The following is a 22,036-nucleotide window of genomic DNA, read 5'->3' on the forward strand; positions in this document are numbered from 1 at the left end:
GTCACACCACTGCTTGGCCGGCATGTTGACCTGAAACCGCCGTGCTTTCTGCCAAAGAGAGCGGTAGTAGCCAGGGGTTGAGCGGACAGAACTCATTGAAACCTAACGTTCGACGTAAGGGGCGCCCGCAAGTGGGCGAAGCCCGATTGTGGGCGTCCCCTTGACGGAGGGGTTAGGGCTCTGGGTGGAATGGGCAGAGATCATTCGGATGCCACCAACAACGAGCTACGGCGACTCTGCCACCAAACGGATGCCCAGAAGAGGCCGCCCGAGACAAGGCCGAAGCCAGCAAAGGGCAGGAACTGACCGGGAATGCCGGAGAAGACTATTGCAGCCGGCAGCCCGCCGATGACCAAGCCAAAACCCAATGAGGTGGGCAGATTGACCCACCCAAACCTGCGTAGAGCCAGGAACGCAGGGGCGCCAAGGGTGAAGCCGTGAAGCAGAGAGAGGCCTGCCACCCACAAGCCAAACAGCGGATTCAGGAAGGCGATTGCAGAGACGGCGCCGGGGACAACGCACGCAAAGACAAGTGCGGAGAACGCGACGGCATTTGAAGGCATAGCCATTGATATGGAGCCCTAACGTTCGACGTAAGGGGCGGCCTCAAGTGGGCGAAGCCCGCTTGTGGGCGTCCCCTTGACGGAGGGGTTAGGGCGCTGGGTTGGAGAGCCAATAGTATTGGGGTGACTCATCGCCTGCGGCTTCGAAGTACGACAACCCCTCATTGGGGCTTGGCTTAGGTGAAACGACCTCATCTTGCCTGAGCGGCCGCCAACCTGGCGCGCGAACGAACTGACCAGACTGAAGAACTTCAGGTGGGAATCGCTTCAAGGCCTGCTGCTGACTTGCTGCGAGACTCAGCCTGTTGGCTCCGCCGCCCATTGCAGGGTACCGCAACTGAACGTGATCATCTTCCCATCCGCAGACGTCGCAGATTTCGTAGCTACCGGGCGGCTCTCCAAACATGAGGAATCCGCAGCTCGGACATGGAAAGAGTCCGGAGGACATGGCCGCCCTAACGTTCGACGTAAGGGGCTGGCCGCAGGCCAGTCCCCTTGACGGAGCGGTTAGGCAAAGCGGAGGGGGCACCGAGATGCCCGGAACGCAATGCCGCAACCGACATGTATTTCAGGCCCGGTTGCCAGGCGTGGATAGGGCTGACGAAGCTGGGCGCTTGCATGACAAGTACTTTGACGCTGGCTCGGGGGGAATGCAGATTTCACACGCCTTGGCAAAGCGCTAAAAGCTCGCCGTGGCAGAGATGAGCAACAGAGTACCACTGGCGGTGACCAGGGAGAGAGATTCCAGCGGCTGTGGTGTGCTGCTGCCACCCACATGTGCCCAAGCCGACTTGAATGCGGCTGGAATCGCCACGGCCCGTACGCTGGCCGCCGAAGGACGGACAGCCCACGCCGACGACGAAGCGGGGACCAAGAAGCCGCAGACCAGTCGCTGAGACTTCACAAGCCTGCTACTTTCTGAAGCCTAACGTTCGACGTAAGGGGCTGGCCGCAGGCCAGTCCCCTTGACGGAGGGGTTAGGCAGAGGGAGTAGGGCACCGAGATGCCTGGAACGCAATGCCACAACCGACATGTATTTCATGCTCGGCAGCCAGGCGAGGCGTGCGTTGGCGGAGTATGAGACTTGCATAACAGATGCTACGACGCTGGCCGGACGAGACGAAGGACTTCAACTGCCTTGGCAAAGCGCAGCAAGCTTGCCTTGGCAGAGATCGTCCACAGAGTACCACCGGCGGTGGTCAGGAAGAGCGATTCCAGCGACCGTGGCGTGTGCTGCTGCGGCCACCCACATGTGCCCAAGCCGACTTGAATACGGCTTGAGCCGCCACAGCCCGTGCGCTGGCCGCCGAAGGACGGACAGCCCACGCTGACGATGAAGCAGGCACCCAGAAGCCGTAGACATGTCGCTGATACTTCACCAGCCCGCTGCCCTTTTATGCCTAACGTTCGACGTAAGGGGATGGCCGCAGGCCAGTCCCCTTGACGGAGCGGTTAGGCAGAGCGGCCAGAGCACGGAGATGCCTGGAACGCAATGCCACAACCGACATGGATTTCAGGTGCGATAGCCATGCGAGGTACGCGCTGGCAAAGCAAGAGACTTGCATGACAAATGCTACGTCGCTGGCTGGGAGAGAAGAAGCATTTCAGCTACCTCGGCAGAGCGCTGAGAGCTTGCCGTGGCAGAGATGGCCCACAGAGTACCACCGGCGGTGACCAGGGAGAACGATTCCAGCGACCTGGATGTGCTGCTGCGGCCACCCACATGTGCCCAAGCTGACTTGAATACGGCTTGAGCCGCCACGGTCCGTGCGCTGGCCGCCGAAGGACGGACAGCTCACGCCGACGATGATGCTGGCACCCAGAATCCGTAGACATGTCGCTGAGACTTCACCAGCGTGATGCCTTCTGATGCCTAACGTTCGACGTAAGGGGCTGGCCGCAGGCCAGTCCCCTTGACGGAGCGGTTAGGCAGAGCGGTGGGAGCACCGAGATGCCCGGAACGCGGAGCCACAACCGACATGCATTTCAAGCCCGGCAGCCTGACGAGGCCGTGACTGGCAAGGCAGAGTGATTGCATAACAAGTACTACGACGCTGGCCGGACGAGACGAAGGATTTCAGCTACCTTGGCGGGGCACTGAAAGACCGCCGTGGCAGAGATGACTCACAGAGTATCACCGGCGCTGACCAGACAGAGCAACTTGCGGCCTTGGCATGCTGCGGTGGCCACCCACATGTGCCCAAGCAGACTTGAATACGGCTTGAACCGCCGCGGACCGTGCGCTGGCCGCCGAAGGACGGACAGCCCACACCGACGATGAAGCCGGCACCCAGAAACCGATGACATGTCGCTGAGACTTCACCAGACCGCCGCGTTCTGATGCCTAACGTTCGACGTAAGGGGCCTGCCGCAGGCAGGTCCCCTTGACGGAGGGGTTAGGCTTCGGGCGGGCATGAACTGTGGCTGACATGTGTTTGCAACCAGAGGCACTCTCCGCACGCCCTAGGCCCGCTGCGCTCCGTTTTGGAAGTGAGCATGCCACTGCAAGGCGGAAGTGAAGCCTTGAATGAACTGCGATGACTCTTGATCGGCCCGTTTGGGTTTGAAGTGCCCGTTCTTCACGGCCCAATCGTAGACGCCTTCTCCCATTGGGTATTCGGTCAAGGTTCCGCTGAGCCCGTGCTGCGAGATCCAGGCGATCGCACTTGCGCGATCGCCAAAGACTGCAGAAGGAAACGACGATCGATCACCGTTGAAAACGAAGACGGAAGTCATGACTTAGGGAGCGGATTGCAAGGGAGTGGACCTTCTGAAGCCTAACGTTCGACGTAAGGGGCTGGCCGCAGGCCTGTCCCCTTGACGGAGGGGTTAGGCGCCGACACGGCCAAGGCAAGCACAACAGAGGCTACTGGCATAGCTCTGTAGCCTCCGTGGCAACGCGAAGCCCGGCCTTCTGCACGCGCTTCTCTGCGGTAGGCTCTGGAACCAATAATTCCTGCCCGTTTCGAGACTCAGTGCGATAGATTGAAGCGACGCACTTGTCGTCGGGCCACTGAAACTTCAGGACATAGTGTTGGGATGCCTGAGGTTGAAACGTCACTATCATGGCGCACGTTTGAAACATGCCTCCACCGAGTGTGCGCGTCGTACCAATACTCAGAGAAAAGCGTTGAGTTGGATCAACCTGCAAGTACAGTTCGGAACCAGGGAAAAGCGCCTTCTGCCCTGAGGGGTAGGGGAGAGTTAGATATCCGCTGCAGACTTCCGGGTTCTTGAAAGCCAGCACGCCGAGGTTGACGTCGCGCGCGGCGTTTGAGATTCGAAGACTGGCAGCATCTTGCCTCGTTGACTGCACGTAGGTCGAAGAGCAACCAGAAAGTGCCAGCAAGGCTACTGCAACTACTCCTACTCGCATTGATACTCCCATATCTTTATCTGATGTCTTACGGTCGAGTCATGGTGGCTCATCGCGGTAGTATCGGCTTAAGAGCCTAACGTTCGACGTAAGGGGCCTGCCGCAGGCAGGTCCCCTTGACGGAGCGGTTAGGCAAAGCGGCCAGAGCACCGAGATGCCTGGAACGCAATGCCACAACCGAAATGTATTTCATGCCCGGTCGCCGCGCGAGTAGTGCGTTGGTGGAGCAGAAAACTTGCATGACAAGTGCTGCGACGTTGGCCTGGAGAGAAGAGGTACTTCAGCGGCCTCGGCAGAGCGCTGAGGCCTCGCCGTGGCAGCGATTGCCCACAGAGTACCACCGGCGCTGGCCAGACAGGGCAACTTGAAGCCTCGGCATGCTGCCGCGGCTACCCACATGTGCCCGCGCTGACCAGGATACGGCAGGAACCGCCACGGCCCGTGCGCTGTCCGCCAAAGGACGGACAGCCCACACCGACGATGAAGCCGGCACCCAGAAACCGATGACATGTCGCTGAGACTTCACCAGACCGCCGCGTTCTGATGCCTAACGTTCGACGTAAGGGGCTGGCCGCAGGCCAGTCCCCTTGACGGAGGGGTTAGCCATCGGACGGTGGCGCGATGTACTTCGCGCCGAGTTTGACGCGGGCGATGCGCTGCGAGGTGTGCTTGAGATGGGGCTTGGCATCATGGCGGTGAATGAAGAGGAAGTGCTCGCCATGCCGGTTTCGAACAAAGTACGTGCAGCGATACCCGATGACAACGGTTTTGTTGAACCAAGTGATTTCTTCTTGCCTACTCAGAATAACGGCTTCGGTGCCAATGAAGGACAACTTGGCATTGTTGGACTGTCGGACCGTCGAGCGTAGCGACTGATCAGCTTGCGACTGAAGCTGCTCGAGCGGACCGAGATCTTTGGAGAAGCCCTTGCGTTGTAGCCAAATGAACGGTACGACTGTGCCGAGCAATGCGGCCAAGAACGCTACTGGGCTTTGAAACTGCATGGGATGGTTAACGTTCGACGTAAGGGGCTGGCCGCAGGCCAGTCCCCTTGACGAAGCGGTTAGGCAAAGCGAGTGGGGCACCGAGATGTCCGGAACGCAATGCAGCAACCGGCATGTATTTGAAGGCTGGTGGCCAGACGATGCAGTGCCTGGCAAAGCAGAGTACTTGCATAACAAGTGCTACTACGCTGGGCGGCTGGGACGAAGGAATTGAGCGACGTTGGCAAAGCGCGGGAAACTTGCCCTGTCAGAGGCGGCCCACAGAGTACCACCGGCCGTGACCAACGAGAGCGATTCCAGCGACCGAGGTGTGCTGCTGAGGCCACCTGCATGTGCCCAGGCTGACTTGAAAACGGCTGGAGCCACCACGCACCGCGCGCTGGCCGCCGGAGGACGGACAGCCCATGCCGACGATAGAGTCGCCCCAAAGAAGGCTCGGACATGCCGCTGCGCCTTCACCAACCTGCCGCCTTCCGATGCCTAACGTTCGACGTAAGGGGCCTGCCGCTGGCAGGTCCCCTTGACGGAGGGGTTAGGCATCACGAAGCAGCATAACGAGCATATTCTTCTTCGCCACATCTGCCTTGTATGGGACGTACTGATCGCGCTCGTTGAGAAGTTGCAACCAGCGCTGCAGTTGCGACCTATTGCTTTTCATTTCCTGCTTGGACGTTGCCCAGGAATCATTCAGTTCACCTAGCTGCGCGTCGATGGCCTGAAGGCGGCGCCAACAGGCCTCGCAAAGAATGCGCTGTTGATTGATGTTTGCCTTCTTGACCTCGTAGGTGTAGCGCTGATCCTCTGCCGAGAACACGGACGACTCGCCACAGCGCCAGCACTTGTAGGTGAAGGCGGTGTATTCCTTGATCCATTCTGCAGAGACTGACCGCCGACTGGACTCTGACCACTTGGACGTGTCAGCCGGTACTGCTCCGGGTGACGGGGGCTTGGCCATTCTTTGATGCCTAACGTTCGACGTAAGGGGCGGCCCGCTTGCGGGACGTCCCCTTGACGGAGGGGTTAGCCATCTCGGCCAGCCAAGCACCCAAGAGCACTGCATGGCTCACGGAAAGCCCGCGAGCTGGCGCGTAACACTTGCTCATTGGGAGCCTGTGAGCCAGAGAAGAAAAATGGCACTGAAGCCCTGGGTTCGCCTTGCGAGAAGTATCTGCTTGGGCGAGATGGGCAGGAGCGGTCTACGGTGAAGCCCGAAGGACCAAAGAAGGAGAGCTAGAGTCCCTGCGATACCCAGAGGGAAGAGCGACTGCCAGTAGACGCTGGCAAAGCCTGCCAAAGTGAGTAGAAAACAGTTGAAGACCAGCAACTGCCCGCTTTTAGAGCCAGGCGCGTAGCTTGATGCCTTGCAGACGCCGCAGCGAGCCGGCGCTGCAGGAAATGACAGCCACTTGGCGACGGAGCCAATACTCTTGTGATTGCAGTGTGGGCACGTGTACATAAGGATGGCTAACGTTCGACGTAAGGGGCGGCCGCAAGTGGGCGAAGCCCGCTTGTGGACGTCCCCTTGACGGAGGGGTTAGGCAGCACCCGCGCTTGCCGTGACTGACGACGCGAATACTTGTTCATGATGCATTCACCACAACTGGGCGCTCCGTAATCTTTGAGATTCGTGCCGCGACGATGGATGCATCCAGTTCGTCAGTACTTTGGCCAACCTCGACTTGCCTGAGGCCAGAAATGTGAACCGTGACGTACAAGTTTGGTGGGCCTTGGTGGTTGAGTGGCTGATGAACCTCGATTCTCTCAACCAGACTTACCATTGCGACAGGCCTGCCGTTCTGCTCGACTTTGCCTGTCTTTCGATCGAACGTAGTCGTGGTGTGGCCATAGCGCAATGTCACGCGACCCGGAAGGTCCTCAGCGATCTCAAGATGGCGATAGCCGAACGCCTTTCTGACGATGCGGCCAATGGTAGCGAGTACGCTCACGTGATGCCTAACGTTCGACGTAAGGGGCTGGCCGCAGGCCAGTCCCCTTGACGGAGCGGTTAGGCAGAGCGGCCAGAGCACCGAGATGCCTGGAACGCGATGCCACAACCGACATGTATTTCATGCCTGGCAGGCAGGCGAGGCGCGCGTTGGCGGAGCAAGAGACTTGCATGACAAATGCTATGACGCCGGCCGGACGAGACGAAGGAATTCAACTGCCTTGGCAAAGCGCTGCAAGCTTGCCTTGGCAGAGATCGCCACAGAGTACCACCGGCGGTGACCAAGCAGAGCGATTCCAGCGACCGTGGCGTGCTGCTGCGGCCACCTACATGTGCCCACGTGGCCTGGAATACGGCTGGAGTCACCACGGCCCGTGCGCTGGCCGCCGAAGGACGGACAGCCCACGCCGGCGATCGAGTTACCACCCAGAAACTCGGACATCTCGTTGAGACTTCACCAGGCTTGCTGCCCTCTGATGCCTAACGTTCGACGTAAGGGGCCTGCCGCAGGCAGGTCCCCTTGACGGAGGGGTTAGGGCGCTGGCCGGGCATGTGGCAAGACCTCTTTGTTGAGTGCCTCCGCGTAGCGCTGTAGCTCGAGCTGGAGTTCCTTCAGGGTTGAGGCACGCGGGAAGACTGGATTCTCCGTCCAACCTTCCACAGAACCATCAGCGCGGTAGAACACCTCGTAGATGGCGAGTTCTCCATCTTTGACCATGACTCGATAGTTCCAGGTCACTGAAACTCCTCGGCTTGACGTGCGATCAATGGAACTCGAAGGCTCCCGGGCGAATTGGGCTTGCAACGCTGCCATCGAAACGTTGTTACCTCGCCGCTTGATTTACGTACTTGAGACTCAGGCACTGATCAGACTCCCGTTGCCTAGTGGGGTTGAGCGCCCTAACGTTCGACGTAAGGGGCGGCCCGCTTGCGGGACGTCCCCTTGACGGAGCGGTTAGGCGGAGCGGCCAGAGCACCGAGATGCCTGGAACGCAATGCCACAACCGACATGTATTTCAGACCCGGTTGCCGGACGTGGAACAGGCTGACGAAGCTGGGTGCTTGCATGACATGTACTTTGGCGCTGGCTGGGCGAGAAAAAGGATTTCAGTTTGCTGGGCAAAGCGCTGAAAGCGCGCCATGGCAGACATCGCCCACAGAGTACCACCGGCGCTGGCCAACGCGGAGGAACTTGATACCTTGGCACGCGGCAGCGGCCACCCACATGTGCTCAATCTGAACTGAATACGGCTGAAGTCGCCACGGCCCGTGCGCTGGCCGCCGAAGGACGGACAGCCCACGCTGACGATGAAGACGGCACCCAGAAACCGTAGGCGTGTCGCTGAGACCTCGCCAACCTGCTGCCTTCTGATGCCTAACGTTCGACGTAAGGGGCCTGCCGCAGGCAGGTCCCCTTGACGGAAGGGTTAGGCGTCGGCATTGCCACCGAGCCAGTGCATTTGGGTCTTAGCCATACTAGCGACTCTGACTGCAAGTTGACTTCGAACGGCTCAGCGCCACTCGGTTCCAAAGAGAAGCGCTCTTCGTCAGGAGAGAGCCCCAAACTGCTACCGTTAAAACCTGTGACGCCAGCGGTCGGGTAGTGCAGGTAGCTTCTTGCCTCAATGTCGACCGCGTAAGACTGATAGTTGCTCATTGTCAGGCCGCAGTATCTTGAGTCTTTGGACGCCGTATATCGCCTGACGTTGTGGAACTCTACGTTGGGCACCTCGGCTTCTGCCAGTATGGACAGCGCTTGCTTGACAGTTGAATCCGGCGGACACGGCTCCGCTGCTGGCTTTCGGAAGAGGGTGCTCAACCAGTTGAAGCGGGACATTCCTGACGCCTAACGTTCGACGTAAGGGGCCTGCTGCAGGCAGGTCCCCTTGACGGAGGGGTTAGACCTCAGGTGTGCAGTTGCTGCGCTCAGAGGATGTTTGGTGTACTGTGAATCGAAGAACACGGTCTTGTGCGCGAACGGATTGGTTATGCCGGGCTTTGGGCTCGAGGGAAACAAAGCATAGTTCGTAGCCAAAGTACTTGCCTGGTACTTCGAGTTCCTCCCTCAAGCTTGGCCATCCAACCGCTAGCAATTTTCGTTTCGGGCCAAGCTCGAACCACAGGAGCGCATATGCATTTCCAGGCACAAGGCATTGACTATCTCTCGGACAGCGTTCATCACTCGCATAGACAAATGTTACGCGTGGTCCACCCGACAAGTTTACAGATTCGTTGAGACGTAGCGAGTACGAGGTGCCGTTGGCAACTGCGCTTGAGTTCGACAACGCAAGTACACCAAAGAGAGCCACACTGAGAATGGCAGACTGGAGGTTCATGAGGTCTAACGTTCGACGTAAGGGGCTGGCCGCAGGCCAGTCCCCTTGACGGAGCGGTTAGGCAGAGTGGCCAGAGCACCGAGATGCCTGGAACGCGATGCCACAACCGACATGTATTTCATGCCTGGCAGGCAGGCGAGGCGCGCGTTGGCGGAGCAAGAGACTTGCATGACAAATGCTATGACGCCGGCCGGACGAGACGAAGGAATTCAACTGCCTTGGCAAATCGCAGCAAGCTTGCCTTGGCAGAGATGGCCCACAGAGTACCACCGGCGGTGACCAGGGAGAGCGATTCCAGCAACCTTGGCGTGCTGCTGCGGCCACCTACATGTGCCCACGTGGCCTGGAATACGGCTGGAGTCACCACGGCCCGTGCGCTGGCCGCCGAAGGACGGACAGCCCACGCCGGCGATCGAGTTACCACCCAGAAACTCGGACATCTCGTTGAGCCTTCACCAGGCTTGCTACCCTCTGATGCCTAACGTTCGACGTAAGGGGCCTGCCGAAGGCAGGTCCCCTTGACGAAGGGGTTAGGCCACACGGCAGTATCTACGCTCATTTGTATCGTTTTATGCGTTGGCGGTGAACTCTTCTGTCATCAGACATGGATCTTGATTTTCCTCCGCCATAGATTGCTACCCATCCCGCCATGACTGCAAAGACTGCAGACGCCCCGGCAACAAGTAGCTCCTGGCCTCGCAAAGCGTGCAAGGTGCCGAATGTGAACAGGGCGGAAGCGGAGCCAAGAACTAGCCTTCTTGCCCACACCCACAGAGAAAACATAACGCGCTCGCCGCGAGTGGGGGGATGGCTTGTGTCCAACTTGTCCTCGTAGAGGGCCTGCCAGAAGACCCAGAAGGTGAGGGGAACGAGAAAGACAAGTGAAACGACTCTTGTATGCCCGCCGATGAAAAACAAGAGCCAAGCATCGAGCGAGAGCAGAGCCACGCCTACCGCAAGCAGTGTGTAGCGTTCGATTGTTTCCCAGCGCCCCATTCTGTGGCCTAACGTTCGACGTAAGGGGCTGGCCGCAGGCCAGTCCCCTTGACGGAGGGGTTAGGCAGAGCGGCCAGAGCAACGAGATGCCCGGAGCGCACCGCCGCTACCGGCAGGTATTTCGAACCCGGTGGCCCGACGAGCCAGTGACTGGCAAAGCAGAGTGCTTGCATGACAAGTGCTACGACGCTGGCCGGACGAGACGAAGGATTTCAACGACCTCGGCAATGCGCTGAAAGCTCGCCGAGGCGAGAGATTGCCCACAGAGTACCACCGGCATTGACCAGGAAGAGCGATTCCAGCGACCGTGGCGTGCTGTTGCGGCCATCCACATGTGACCAAGCCGACCTGAATACGGCTGGAATCGCCACGGACCGTGCGCGGGCCGCCGAAGGACGGACAGCCCAAGCTGACGATGAAGCCGGCACCCAGGAACCGTAGACATATCGCTGAGACTTCACCGGCCTGTTTTCTTCTGATGCCTAACGTGATTTAGACGTCAACTCTGGACTCCACATGTAGATATAGATATCCAGATGTAGGGATGGAGGCGAAAACGTTGTGGTCATAGGTGGATATTCTGCGCGACGCACCAAGGTGGCGCAAGCCGGCTGTTCCCGGAGGGCCTAACGTTCGACGTAAGGGGCGGCCCGCTTGCGGGACGTCCCCTTGACGGAGGGGTTAGCCGTCTGGCTGGCCGTGGGCAGAACCTTGAAGTAGACGAACTCGGGATCACCTTCGTCAAGGTTTTCGATGATGCCACTGCGCGTGAAGCCGGCTCGGGAAAAGAGGCGCTGTGCTGGCCCATTGGAGGCGTTGGCACTGGTGAACAACTTTGCGGTGTGGCACTGGAGCTCAAGCGCCCTCAACAGAGCCAAACCGACCCCCTTGCCGCGATGCTCTGTTGCGACGCACATCAATGGAATGAAGCCGTTGCCAAAGAAGCTGTACTCCAACACGGCAAAGCCAAGCGGCCGACTACCGGCAACTGCGATAAGACAGGAGTTCTGCTGAACCATGCGGCGCAGTTCAAGCTGTCGACTCTCGTGGACCTTGGAGTACGGATCGCATTGGTAGAGTTGCGGCAGATCGGCTTCGTCCGCTGGACGAAACGACAGATCTGCGGCGGCTGACATGGACGGCTAACGTTCGACGTAAGGGGCCTGCCGCAGGCTGGTCCCCTTGACGGAGGGGTTAGGCAGAGTGGCCAGAGCACCGAGACGCCTGGAACGCAATGCCACAACCGGTATGTATTTCATGCCCGGCAGCCATGCGAGGCATGCGTTGGTGGAGCAAGAGAGTTCCATGACAAATGCTACGACGCTGGACGAAGGATTTCAGCGATCTTGGCCAGCTGCTGGAAACTTGCCTTGGCAGAGATGGCCGGCAGAGTACCACCGGCGGTGACCAAAGTGAGCGATTCGAGCGACCTTGGCATGCTGCCGCGGCCACCCAAATGTGCCCAAGCAGACTTGAATACGGCTTGAACCGCCACGGATCGCGCGCTGGCCGCCGAAGGACGGACAGCCCACGCCGACGATGAAGCCGGCACCCTGAGGACGTTGGCATATCGCTGAGACTTCACCAGACCGCTGCCTTCTGATGCCTAACGTTCGACGTAAGGGGCGGCTTGTGGCTTGCCGCAAGACGTCCCCTTGACGGAGGGGTTAGGTCTCAGGCCGGTGGCTCTACGACTTGACCAAGCGCATCGCAATGCTGACCTCATTGGTGCTCGGCATTTGACTGACCGAAATTTGCCGACTGGCTTTTCTCAGGGTAATGCTACTCGGTGAAGACCTCTCGGCATAGCTCCAGCCGGAGGCGAGAAGCTGAGCTATCAGGTTTTCAGCAATCGGAGCCGATACGCGACAGGACACAGCGAAGTTCACATTACCAATCATCCAGCAGTCTGCTTTTACCTTGGTGCCATTGGCGGCACCTAGCGCTGCCTCAATTTCCTCCTGAAACGACCTGGCAAGTGGAGTATTGGGCTCCGGCTTGTCATCGGAGTTGAGCCACAAGAGGACAGCGAACGGTCCTACCAGCAGTGCGAACAGTATCGCTTGAGGTAGGAATGAGGAGTGCGACCTGGACCTCATTGTGAGACCTAACGTTCGACGTAAGGGGCTGGCCGCAGGCCAGTCCCCTTGACGGAGCGGTTAGGCAGGGCGGCCGGAGCACAGAGATGCCTGGAACGCAATGCCACAACCGACATGTATTTCATGACCGGTAGCCACGCGAGGTGCGCGCTGGTGAAGCTGGGAACTTGCATGACAAGTACTACGACGCTGGCCGGACAAGATGAAGGACTTCGACCGCCTCGGCAAAGCACTGCAAGCTTGCTTTGGCAGAGATGGCCCGCAGAGTACCACCGACGGTGACCAAAGCGAGCGATTCGAGCGACCTTGGCATGCTGCCGCGGCCACCCATATGTGCCCAAGCTGACTCGAATACGGCTGGAACCGCCACGGCCCGCGCGCTGGCCGCCGAAGGACGGACAGACCACGACGACGATGAAGCTGGCACCCAGAAACCGTAGACATGTCGCTGAGACTTCACCGGCCCTGCTGCCTTCTGATGCCTAACGTTCGACGTAAGGGGCCTGCCGCAGGCAGGTCCCCTTGACGGAGGGGTTAGGCCACGTGGCCGAAGCAGAAGCTTGTAGGAGGTGCCACTTCATGATGCCCTCGACCGGCTAAGAGTAGAAGTACCAGACCGCCACAACAACCGCAGCTAGAACGAGTGCGAACAGCCAACGGGGAACCTCGATATCGGCGCTTGATTGTGTTTGAGTATCGTAAACCGCGTGAATGGATCCGCCTACTAGATCTCCAACGCGCTCCTTGAGCACAAAGCCCGCGACAGCTCCACCGCCTCCGATGTACTTCAACCAAGGCAGCAAGTCGGAACGGGAACGGGGGCTTCCGTGGTGGTGGCCGAAGCCAGAGCCGAAGACCCACCAAAGAACGACCGCGAGAAGCAAGCCCAACACCAGGCCGATTGCCGCGTACGACAAGCGATCTCGCACGGTTGAGCTTTCGTGGCCTAACGTTCGACGTAAGGGGCGGCCCGCTTGCGGGACGTCCCCTTGACGGAGGGGTTAGAGCGCATTCTCGCGCGCGCCGGCCTGCCAGACAAAGACTTGGGTTTCAGAGCCATCGTCATTGCGTTGGACTGGACCACGCTGCATGCCGGCTTTGAGAAGCACCCGATGCGAGGCGACATTCTCGGTCGCGGTGGTGGCGATGACTTGTTGGAGACCGAAATCAGTCGATGCGACTGCCAGCATGGCAGCCGCGGCCTCGCTGGCGAGGCCTTTCCCCCAGTGCTCACGGCACAGGGCGTACTTGATCTCGGCCTCGGCTTGGCCACCAGGATGAACTAGGCCACAGAAGCCAATGACCAAACCTGACTCGCGGCTCACGAGGGCGAACATGCCGTAGCCGCGTGCGGCATAGTTGCGGTGGGTGACTTCGACCCAGTGCTCGCACTGGGTAAGATCAAGTGGCTTCCCATCGCCGACCCAACGCATTGCTCCAGCGTCGCCATAGACCTTGTGCATTGCGGCGGCGTCCGCCACCTCAACTCGCCGAGCAACCAGGCGCGAGGTCTCGAAGACTGCTGCAGGCGAAAGGGGCGGCGTCTTCATGCGCTCTAACGTGATTTAGACGTCAACGCTGGACTCCACATGTAGATATAGATATCCAGATGTAGGGATGAAGGCGAAAACGTTGTGGTCATAGGTGGATATTCTGCGTGACGCACCAAGGTGGCGCAAGCCGGCTGTTCCCGGAGGGCCTAACGTTCGACGTAAGGGGCGGCCCGCTTGCGGGACGTCCCCTTGACGGAGGGGTTAGCCGTCACCGCTTGCCCTTGACCTCGGCGATTGCTGCGGCTACAGCGGCCTGGAGATTCGGCATGGCCGCGCCGAGGCGTGCTTGAGTGAGCTGCATGGAGCGATTAAGGACCGATGGCATCTTCGCGATCAGCGCCTGACCGAGTGGGCTCTTGTAGAACTGAATCATTCCATCGACTTCTTCCTGGCTGAAGGACTCGGAGTAGAGACGAGCGAAGTCGGGTTTCAGAACCTGCCAGCTGAACTCGGGCTGGATCGCCGCGACAAGCTTCGGAGGAAGTGCCTCCAAGAGTTCCTTCTGCTCGGCGTTGAGCTCAGTGCCCCCGACTGCTGCCAGCATTCCTTGGCGAATAGAGCTTTCAACGTTGGAGTTTGCGGAGTCGACGAGCTCCTGGGCCTTCGTGAGGACCAGCAATGTCTCGACCGACTCGACTGAAGCTGGAGCCGCGTTTACAAGCGAAGCGCAGGCGGACAGCAGCAGTGCAATAAGAGGCGATCTCATGTGAATCGATTGGATAAGGGAGGGAGGACGCATTCTGACGGCTAACGTTCGACGTAAGGGGCCTGCCGTAGGCAGGTCCCCTTGACGGAGGGGTTAGCCCGCTGCGAATGAAGCAAGCCAACGATGCCAGGAGTTTGCCACCCCCAGGCTTGCTTGGCTGCCCGGGTTGACCGCGTGAGCGGGCTGCGACGGCGGCGGGGCGGAGACTCGGTGATTGAGGTATTTCCTCCCCGCCTTGACCGAGTGCTCAGACCTTGGCCAACAGGCAACCGAGCAGATGTTGTTTTGCCGAAGGCTCCCTGCCGACTCCCATGACCACGCAGGCCACAAGAACAATGAGTTTGGCCGGCCTGGCGACGGCGAAGACCAGTCGCGACGCCGCTGAGCGGCAGGGGTGTGGGGTAGGCCAGACTTGCTCGGGCTTGCCCCACACGCCTGATGCGTGGAAAACGGAGGCATCAGTTCAAAGCGACCGTGCCCTCATGAGCAGCAGGCGAAGCCTGTTGCGGCCAAGGCTGACCAACGCGGGAATTGGCTTTGGCGCGAACCACCGACGATGACCAAGCAAGCCAACTCGACACTCGCGACCTCTGCTGCGGGCTAACGTTCGACGTAAGGGGCCTGCCGAAGGCAGGTCCCCTTGACGGAGGGGTTAGGCATGGGGTTCACGAACAACTGCCTCCTCGCCGAACTCAAGTTCCAAGGCGCTCCGTACCAGGGCCGGAAATGCAAACCAGTACTGACGGCGTATTGCATCTTTGACGAATTCCTTCCCAATCTCGGCAGAGTAGAACTTCACCTCCTGAGCTGAGAGACGCCTACGATCGAGCTCAATAAGCCTTCTCCGGTGCCGCTTCATCAGCAAAGAGAACTTGGCTTGCGTTGTTATGCCGAATCGCTCAAGCTCCTGGCTCAGTTCGCCAAAATCAAGGTCCCCATAGTCGTTCCTCGGCGAGAAAAGGGTGCGCAGCGTCTTTCGGAGCGTCGCCTCGGTGACGGGTTGGTTCAGCTTATCGAGGCGAGACGACATGGCTCGTAGCTTCTGGTGCCTAACGTTCGACGTAAGGGGCCTGCCGAAGGCAGGTCCCCTTGACGGAGGGGTTAGGCCTCGCCGTGAAAGGAAGAACTACCCTCAGAGGCGAGAGACTGTGAGGGACGCTGCCACTCTGATAAACCGAACGCAGTGAAGACGGTCTGCTACTTTGCATGGGGCAGTTTCTTGGCTTCGGCAATGAGAAGCTCCCGGACTTGCAACGGGACTTCATGATTCAGTGTGTTGACGTAGAACTGACCGCTGGCATCCCAAAAGACAACTTCAGCTACCGCGGCTTCGGTTCCATTGGAACTTTGGTGCAAGCGGACTCCAACGTAGCCATCCGCGATGTCTTGGACTTGAGTCGTCCAGTTGCGTGTGCAAGCCCAAGTGGTGTTCATTGCATCGAGGCCTAACGTTCGACGTAAGGGGCCTGCCGCAGGCAGGTCCCCTTGACGGAGGGGTTAGGCCTTGCGAGATCACGGTAAGCCCCACTTGCCTTGTGAAGACTCGAAGGAGGCTGAACACTCGCGGTGCCCGAAAGGGTGAGCTGACTAGGTAGACGCTTCACTGTGATGCCCACCGAATTGTGGCGCCTATGCCAGGGGCAGCTTCGGCCGCCGCCACGGCCTGTGCAAGCGACGGATGCCCGGCGCCGCTTGCATGGAAGACACCGCGCCCAGTGGAGGACCCAAACTGAATGTAGTAGGTGTCTTGCTCGAGATCGTTCTGGACCTCCGGCGGGTCTTCATAGTCACCGCTGCCGTATCGAGTGGGGATGTGAAGAATTCGAACATCACACTCCACCTTTCCGTCGTACAGGAAGATGCCCTCCTTGACGACGGTTTCGCTCTGCCCGGAAGACTTCACAGAAGGCCTAACGTTCGACGTAAGGGGCCTGCCGCAGGCAGGTCCCCTTGACGGAGCGGTTAGGCGGCTGATTGCAGCATCTGCGACACACGAGCTTCACTGAACTTCCATGCATTGGGAATTGCCTCCTCGGCACCGGCTGCGATTCCGCGTTTGTATGCCCACTGCTCGCGGAGCCTAGTGCTACCAGCATTTGCGCGCGAACGCTTTAGCGCTTCGGCTACCTCGCTCACCGTAGCGAGATAGACCCTTGGGCATTGGTCTAGCTCGACTCCCTGGAACTGAACCAGGCAATAGACAACACCTTGACTCTGCTGTTCCGCCCAGTGCTCGATCGCTTCGGCGTAGCCACGGCCCTTCTTGTGACTCTGAACGAGGCCCCAACCACCGCTTTGGCTGCCCTTAACCGAGACCTTCAGGAACCGATCATCTCGTGAAACGAGTAGATCGTATTCAGGCTGATTGGCGCCGTATTGCACCGAAACGTCAAATCCAGCTCTCGCGAAGAGCCCCGCGGCAAACGCCTCAGCGGCCACGCCAACATGAAAGGGCTTCATGGTGCCTGAGGGCATGCTGTGCCGCCTAACGTTCGACGTAAGGGGCTGGCCGCAGGCCAGTCCCCTTGACGGAGCGGTTAGGCAGAGTGGACAGAGCACCGAGATGTCTGGAACGCAATGCCGCAACCGACATGTATTTCAAACCCGGTGGCGCCAGGAGCGAGTGACTGGCAAAGCAGAGCACTTGCATAACAAGTGCTACGACGCTGGGCGGCTCGGACGAAAGATTTCAGCGACCTCGGCAAAGCGCAGGAAGCCTGACGTAGCAGAGATGGCCCACAGAGTACCACCGGTCGTGACCAATAAGAGCGATTCCGGCGACCGTGGTGTACCGCTGCGGCCACCGACTTGTGCCCAAGCTGACTTGAATACGGATTGAACCGCCACGGCCCGTGCGCTGGCCGCCGAAGGACGGACAGCCCACGCCAACGATGGAGTTGGCACCAAGAAGCCGTTGAAATGTCCCTGGGACTCCACCAACCTGCTGCTTTCTTCTGCCTAACGTTCGACGTAAGGGGCGGCCCGCTTGCGGGACGTCCCCTTGACGGAGGGGTTAGGGCGCTTCTTCGTGAAGCTCGACATTGGCCCAGCCGACTTCAGGCGTGAGGAATACGTGATCACCATGACGACTCCAGATAGCTAACATTTCCACCCCGGTCTCCTGATGAGCCCACCCACCAGACGAAGCCTCAATGATGCTCTTGAATGACAGGCTAGTAGGCGACTCAAGGGTGAAGGTGAATTCGAACTGACTGGAGATCTTCCAGTACCGCTTCGGTGGCGCGAACTCGCGTGGCGCCAAGCGATGAAGTGAAAGGCCAACGCGATCCGCGATGGCCTGTGCTTGCTCTTCGGTTTCGCAATCTGCGAAGAGGCGTAGGAACAGGATCACCTCAAGCGCCCTAACGTTCGACGTAAGGGGCTGGCCGCAGGCCAGTCCCCTTGACGGAGGGGTTAGGCGTCACTGGCATTGCCTCCGCTGCATTGCCGTGCGAATGAGGTGAACGACCACAAATACGCCAATGAGCTCGGCGCTCAACGCTAGCGTGACAAAGACCCATTCAGGCACTCCGGCGAATGGGCCACCGCTGCCGAAGAGAACGAAGACTGGCCAGGTAGGGGCAAAGAGAAGCAGAAGTGGACCACCGGAGTGAGCGAGGCCCATGCTTGCGGATACCCCAAAGATTGACAGCGGAATCGCGATCACCAACGCGAGGACGAATGACCTCCAAAGTTGCGCGGGACTGAGGAATTGCGATTCGGCCATGGCTACTAGTCTTCGCAGACGGGCTCGAGTATGACGCCTAACGTTCGACGTAAGGGGCTGGCCGCAGGCCAGTCCCCTTGACGGAGGGGTTAGGCATCAGGCTAGTACGGGCTGGCGACTCGGTGACGCCACTCCCGAGCGTTTGGTTAAGTGGCACGGTAGAGCCGGTAGCCGGCGCACAGACCAGCCCCACACTGAAGTAAGAACCCGATTGCGAGAAACGCGAAGGCGCCGTGACTCAGCTGCCGGAGTGCAATGAAGGCCAAGAGCGGGCCTATTGCAGAAATGAACAGTAGCGGCCGCAAGAGCGGGCGGAGCGAGCGGGCCCAGACTGTAGCGCCAAGCACGATGAGAACGCCGGTCGCAAGCGGCACGCTCCCCCAGACGAGTAGCTGAGCAAACACTTCGTGAGCATGCTCATTGGCACCCCACGCGGGATGAAAGACGAAGTCACGAACCAGCGCGGTTTCTAGTCCGGCGGCCGCAAGGAGCGCAGTGAGTGCCAAAGTAGCACGCATTGGGTTACCGCTGAACGGTCGGGGCGGTTGCCTCGGGTTCACTTTGTGATGCCTAACGTTCGACGTAAGGGGCTGGCCGCAGGCCAGTCCCCTTGACGGAGTGGTTAGGCAGAGGGGGGATGGCACCGAGAGGCCTGGAACGCAATGCCACAAGCGGTATGTATTTCAAGCCCGGTGACCCGACGAGGCAGTGACTGGCAAAGCAGAGTGTTTGCATAACAAGTGCTACGACGTCCGGCAGGACGAGACGAAGGATTTCAGCTAGCTTGGCAGAGCGCTGAAAGATCGCCGTGGCAGAGATTGCCCACAGAGTACCACCGGCGCTGACCAGGCAGAGCAACTTGCGGCCTTGACATGCTGCCGTGGCCACCACACGTGCCCAAGCAGACTCGAATACAGCGGGAACCGCCACGGACCGTGCGCTGGCCGCCGAAGGACGGACAGCTCGCACCGACGATGAAGCAGGCGCCCAGAAACCGTAGACATGTCGCTGATACTTCAACAACCTGCTGCTTTCTGATGCCTAACGTTCGACGTAAGGGGCTGGCCGCAGGCCAGTCCCCTTGACGGAGCGGTTAGGCAGTGCGGCCAGCGCACCGAGACGCCTGCAACGCAATGCCGCAACCGATAGGTATTTCAAGCCCGATGGCCCGACGAGCCAGTGACTGGCAAAGCAGAGTGCTTGCATAACAAGTGCTACGACGCGGGCCAGACGAGACAAAGGATTTCAGCGACATTGCCAAGGCGCTGGAAGCTTCCCGTGGCAGAGATGGCCCACAGATTACCACCGGCGGTGACCAGGGAGGGCGATTCCAGCGACCGTAGCTTGCTGCTGCGGCCATCCACATGTGCCCAAGCTGACTTGATACGGCTGGAGTCGCCACGGCCCGTGCGCGGGCCGCCGGAGGACGGACAGCCCATGCCGACGATTGAGTTGCCACCCAGAAGGCTCGCACATGCCGCCGCGCCTCCAACAACCTGCTGCCTTCTGATGCCTAACGTTCGACGTAAGGGGCGGCCCGCTTGCGGGACGTCCCCTTGACGGAGGGGTTAGGCATCGCAGCGGTAGTGCAACGGGATGAGTACATATGGAAATGCCCTCGGCAGGGCGGTAGAAACAAGACGAGACCGCTTCATTGAAGGGCGCGCGCTTAGTCGCGACCGAAGATCCTCAACCAGAACGCATCTCCATGGCGGATGGCACCCCAGACAAACCCCACCACAACTGCAACAAATAGGGCGACTATTAGCGAGGTATCGTGAATGCGAAGCCTTGCCGATAGAAACCAGGCCAAGAAAATTCCAGCGACCAAGCCGCAGACAAAGCGGACGACTAGCTCAAGCCGATCTGGTCTGTGATCCTCAATGAACAGCGGTTTGTCGCGTTTCATTTGATGCCTAACGTCCGACGTAAGGGGCGGCCCGCTTGCGGGACGTCCCCTTGACGGAGGGGTTAGCCGTCGGCGTTACAAGGCTTTGACGAGTTGAAGGCATGGATTGGTCTTGGACCAGAGAAGGGGAAACTCTTCGAGGGCCGCATAGCCGGCGCTGAAGTAGAACGCTCGAGTTTCGGCGTATTCTGGACTCGGATTGCCAGGCGAGACGGTCTTGACTTGCATGAACCGTCCACCGCGAAGCTGGGCCCAGGATTCCGCTGCTTTCAGCAATTTGCTGCCCAGACCACGACGCCGCTGACCTGCCTGAACCGCCATGCAATGGACCTCGAATGAGTGCTCGAAGTGCTGGCGGACCGTGATGAAGCCCACCAATGCCGAAGATTCTCTGGCAACAAGTGTTGGATACTTTTCCGCGTCTGCGGCGTATTGCAGGAGAGCGCTTTCGATCCCGAACCAAGCTGGAAGGTCGCGAAGGACCAACTCGCACTCACTTCCTACGCCTGCGCCGGCGGGAGAGATTTCCATCGACGGCTAACGTTCGACGTAAGGGGCGGCCCGCCTGCGGGACGTCCCCTTGACGGAGGGGTTAGGGCGCTGGACGTGACTGCAAGCCATGAAACTCTGATTGTGCACTTCAGTTCAAGTCGGTTCTGATGACTACTTAGAGCTGTGTGGAGCCAGCAACCCGTTGCGCCTGTACCAACGAATTGCGGCAGCTTCCGCCAATAGTAGGGACACTGGGGCTATGACGACGGCGACGACGCCTGCGATAGCGTTATGGCCCTGGCTATAGAGCAGGAGCGGGAGTGCGGTGAAACTCGGGATCACCAGGAGTGGGCACGACAGCTTGTGTGGCAACGGAAGCTGCTTGTACCTCGCAGCTTTCTCAGGTGATCGTATGAAGTCTCGACGAGCAAGCCAGACGGAGACCATGAGGCCAATGAGATAAGCCGCAGCTGGGGCCAACAGTATGCTCACGGCGACAATTCTTTGGACGACGCGCTTGGACTCTGTTGCGCTCTAACGTTCGACGTAAGGGGCTGGCCGCAGGCCAGTCCCCTTGACGGAGCGGTTAGGCTGAGCGGCCAGAGCACCGAGATGCCTGGAACGCGATGCCACAACCGACATGTATTTCATGCCTGGCAGGCAGGCCAGGCGCGCGTTGGCGGAGCAAGAGACTTGCATGACAAATGCTATGACGCCGGCCGGACGAGACGAAGGAATTCAACTGCCTTGGCAAAGCGTTGCAAGCTTGCCTTGGCAGAGATCGCCACAGAGTACCACTGGCGGTGACCAAGCAGAGCGATTCCAGCGACTGTGGCGTGCTGCTGCGGCCACCTACATGTGCCCAAGCTGACTTGAATACGGCTGGAGTCGCCACGGACCGTGCGCTGGCCGCCGAAGGACGGACAGCCCACGCCGACGATGAAGTTGGCACCCAGAAACCGCAGACATGCCGCTGAGACCTCACCAACCTGCTGCCTTCTGATGCCTAACGTTCGACGTAAGGGGCTGGCCGCTGGCCAGTCCCCCTTGACGGAGGGGTTAGGTTGCAGCTTGGAGAGATGATGGCTCTGCACGATAGATGCTCTGCTCTGCACCGAAGCGATTGACGTTGCCAACGAGACAGAAGCCCAGATGCTCCAACAACCGAACTGATGCCCCATTGGCCGACTGGGTTTCGGCTAAGACGCGGCGAAGACCGATTGTGCCGAAGGCGTAGGCCAGCGCCTGCTTGACGGCTGCCCTCGCGTAGCCACGGCCCCAATGCTCGGGCAAGAAGAGATAGGAAACCTCAAGGTCTTCGAGATCGTGG

Annotated in this window: 16 protein-coding genes; 1 reads left to right on the forward strand and 15 read right to left on the reverse strand. The window is 59.5% G+C overall.

Annotation, left to right across the window (positions count from 1 at the left end; all coding sequences use genetic code 11):
- Window positions 1–200 precede the first annotated feature (200 nt).
- The 5 genes from AACH06_RS29155 to AACH06_RS29170 form a co-directional block, all read right to left on the reverse strand.
- Window positions 201–563: a hypothetical protein gene (locus tag AACH06_RS29155; RefSeq protein ID WP_341429337.1), complete on the reverse strand. Its 363-nt coding sequence runs from the start codon at window positions 561–563 to the stop codon at window positions 201–203.
- A gap of 88 nt (window positions 564–651) precedes the next feature.
- Window positions 652–1,011, reverse strand: coding sequence for a CPCC family cysteine-rich protein (locus AACH06_RS30225; RefSeq protein ID WP_423222100.1), 360 nt, complete (start codon window positions 1,009–1,011; stop codon window positions 652–654).
- A 2,015-nt stretch (window positions 1,012–3,026) separates the two neighbouring features.
- Complete coding sequence (locus AACH06_RS29160) at window positions 3,027–3,299, reverse strand: DUF7710 domain-containing protein (protein WP_341429338.1); 273 nt, start codon at window positions 3,297–3,299, stop codon at window positions 3,027–3,029.
- Window positions 3,300–4,538: 1,239 nt separating this feature from the next.
- Window positions 4,539–4,916: a hypothetical protein gene (locus AACH06_RS29165; RefSeq protein WP_341429339.1), complete on the reverse strand. Its 378-nt coding sequence runs from the start codon at window positions 4,914–4,916 to the stop codon at window positions 4,539–4,541.
- Between the two features lie 559 nt (window positions 4,917–5,475).
- Complete coding sequence (locus AACH06_RS29170; RefSeq protein WP_341429340.1) at window positions 5,476–5,898, reverse strand: zinc-ribbon domain containing protein; 423 nt, start codon at window positions 5,896–5,898, stop codon at window positions 5,476–5,478.
- 790 nt (window positions 5,899–6,688) lie between these two features.
- On the opposite strand from AACH06_RS29170, the gene AACH06_RS29175 reads away from it, so the two are divergent.
- Window positions 6,689–6,940, forward strand: a complete 252-nt coding sequence (locus AACH06_RS29175) for a hypothetical protein (protein ID WP_341429341.1) — start codon at window positions 6,689–6,691, stop codon at window positions 6,938–6,940.
- Between the two features lie 480 nt (window positions 6,941–7,420).
- Here the strand turns inward: AACH06_RS29175 and AACH06_RS29180 are convergent, their stop codons facing one another.
- The 10 genes from AACH06_RS29180 to AACH06_RS29225 form a co-directional block, all read right to left on the reverse strand.
- A complete protein-coding gene (locus tag AACH06_RS29180) occupies window positions 7,421–7,627 on the reverse strand; it encodes a hypothetical protein (protein WP_341429342.1) in 207 nt (68 codons plus the stop codon).
- Between the two features lie 3,219 nt (window positions 7,628–10,846).
- Window positions 10,847–11,356: a GNAT family N-acetyltransferase gene (locus AACH06_RS29185; RefSeq protein WP_341429343.1), complete on the reverse strand. Its 510-nt coding sequence runs from the start codon at window positions 11,354–11,356 to the stop codon at window positions 10,847–10,849.
- A 552-nt stretch (window positions 11,357–11,908) separates the two neighbouring features.
- Window positions 11,909–12,241, reverse strand: coding sequence for a hypothetical protein (locus AACH06_RS29190; protein WP_341429344.1), 333 nt, complete (start codon window positions 12,239–12,241; stop codon window positions 11,909–11,911).
- A gap of 1,079 nt (window positions 12,242–13,320) precedes the next feature.
- Window positions 13,321–13,869 carry a GNAT family N-acetyltransferase gene (locus tag AACH06_RS29195; protein WP_341429345.1) on the reverse strand — a complete coding sequence of 183 codons (549 nt, stop codon included), beginning with the start codon at window positions 13,867–13,869 and terminating at the stop codon, window positions 13,321–13,323.
- Window positions 13,870–14,080: 211 nt separating this feature from the next.
- A complete protein-coding gene (locus tag AACH06_RS29200; protein WP_341429346.1) occupies window positions 14,081–14,578 on the reverse strand; it encodes a DUF2059 domain-containing protein in 498 nt (165 codons plus the stop codon).
- Between the two features lie 652 nt (window positions 14,579–15,230).
- Entirely contained in the window at window positions 15,231–15,608 is a 378-nt protein-coding gene (locus AACH06_RS29205) for a hypothetical protein (RefSeq protein ID WP_341429347.1), read from the reverse strand.
- 932 nt (window positions 15,609–16,540) lie between these two features.
- Window positions 16,541–17,038: a PDDEXK family nuclease gene (locus AACH06_RS29210; protein ID WP_341429348.1), complete on the reverse strand. Its 498-nt coding sequence runs from the start codon at window positions 17,036–17,038 to the stop codon at window positions 16,541–16,543.
- Between the two features lie 553 nt (window positions 17,039–17,591).
- On the reverse strand, window positions 17,592–17,930 hold the full coding sequence (locus AACH06_RS29215; RefSeq protein WP_341429349.1) for a hypothetical protein: 339 nt from the start codon (window positions 17,928–17,930) through the stop codon (window positions 17,592–17,594).
- Between the two features lie 2,359 nt (window positions 17,931–20,289).
- Complete coding sequence (locus AACH06_RS29220; protein WP_341429350.1) at window positions 20,290–20,745, reverse strand: GNAT family N-acetyltransferase; 456 nt, start codon at window positions 20,743–20,745, stop codon at window positions 20,290–20,292.
- 1,020 nt (window positions 20,746–21,765) lie between these two features.
- The coding region (locus tag AACH06_RS29225; protein ID WP_341429351.1) for a GNAT family N-acetyltransferase at window positions 21,766–22,036 on the reverse strand (271 nt) is incomplete at its 5' end.

Source organism: Ideonella lacteola, assembly GCF_038066555.1.
Lineage (GTDB): Bacteria > Pseudomonadota > Gammaproteobacteria > Burkholderiales > Burkholderiaceae_C > Ideonella > Ideonella lacteola.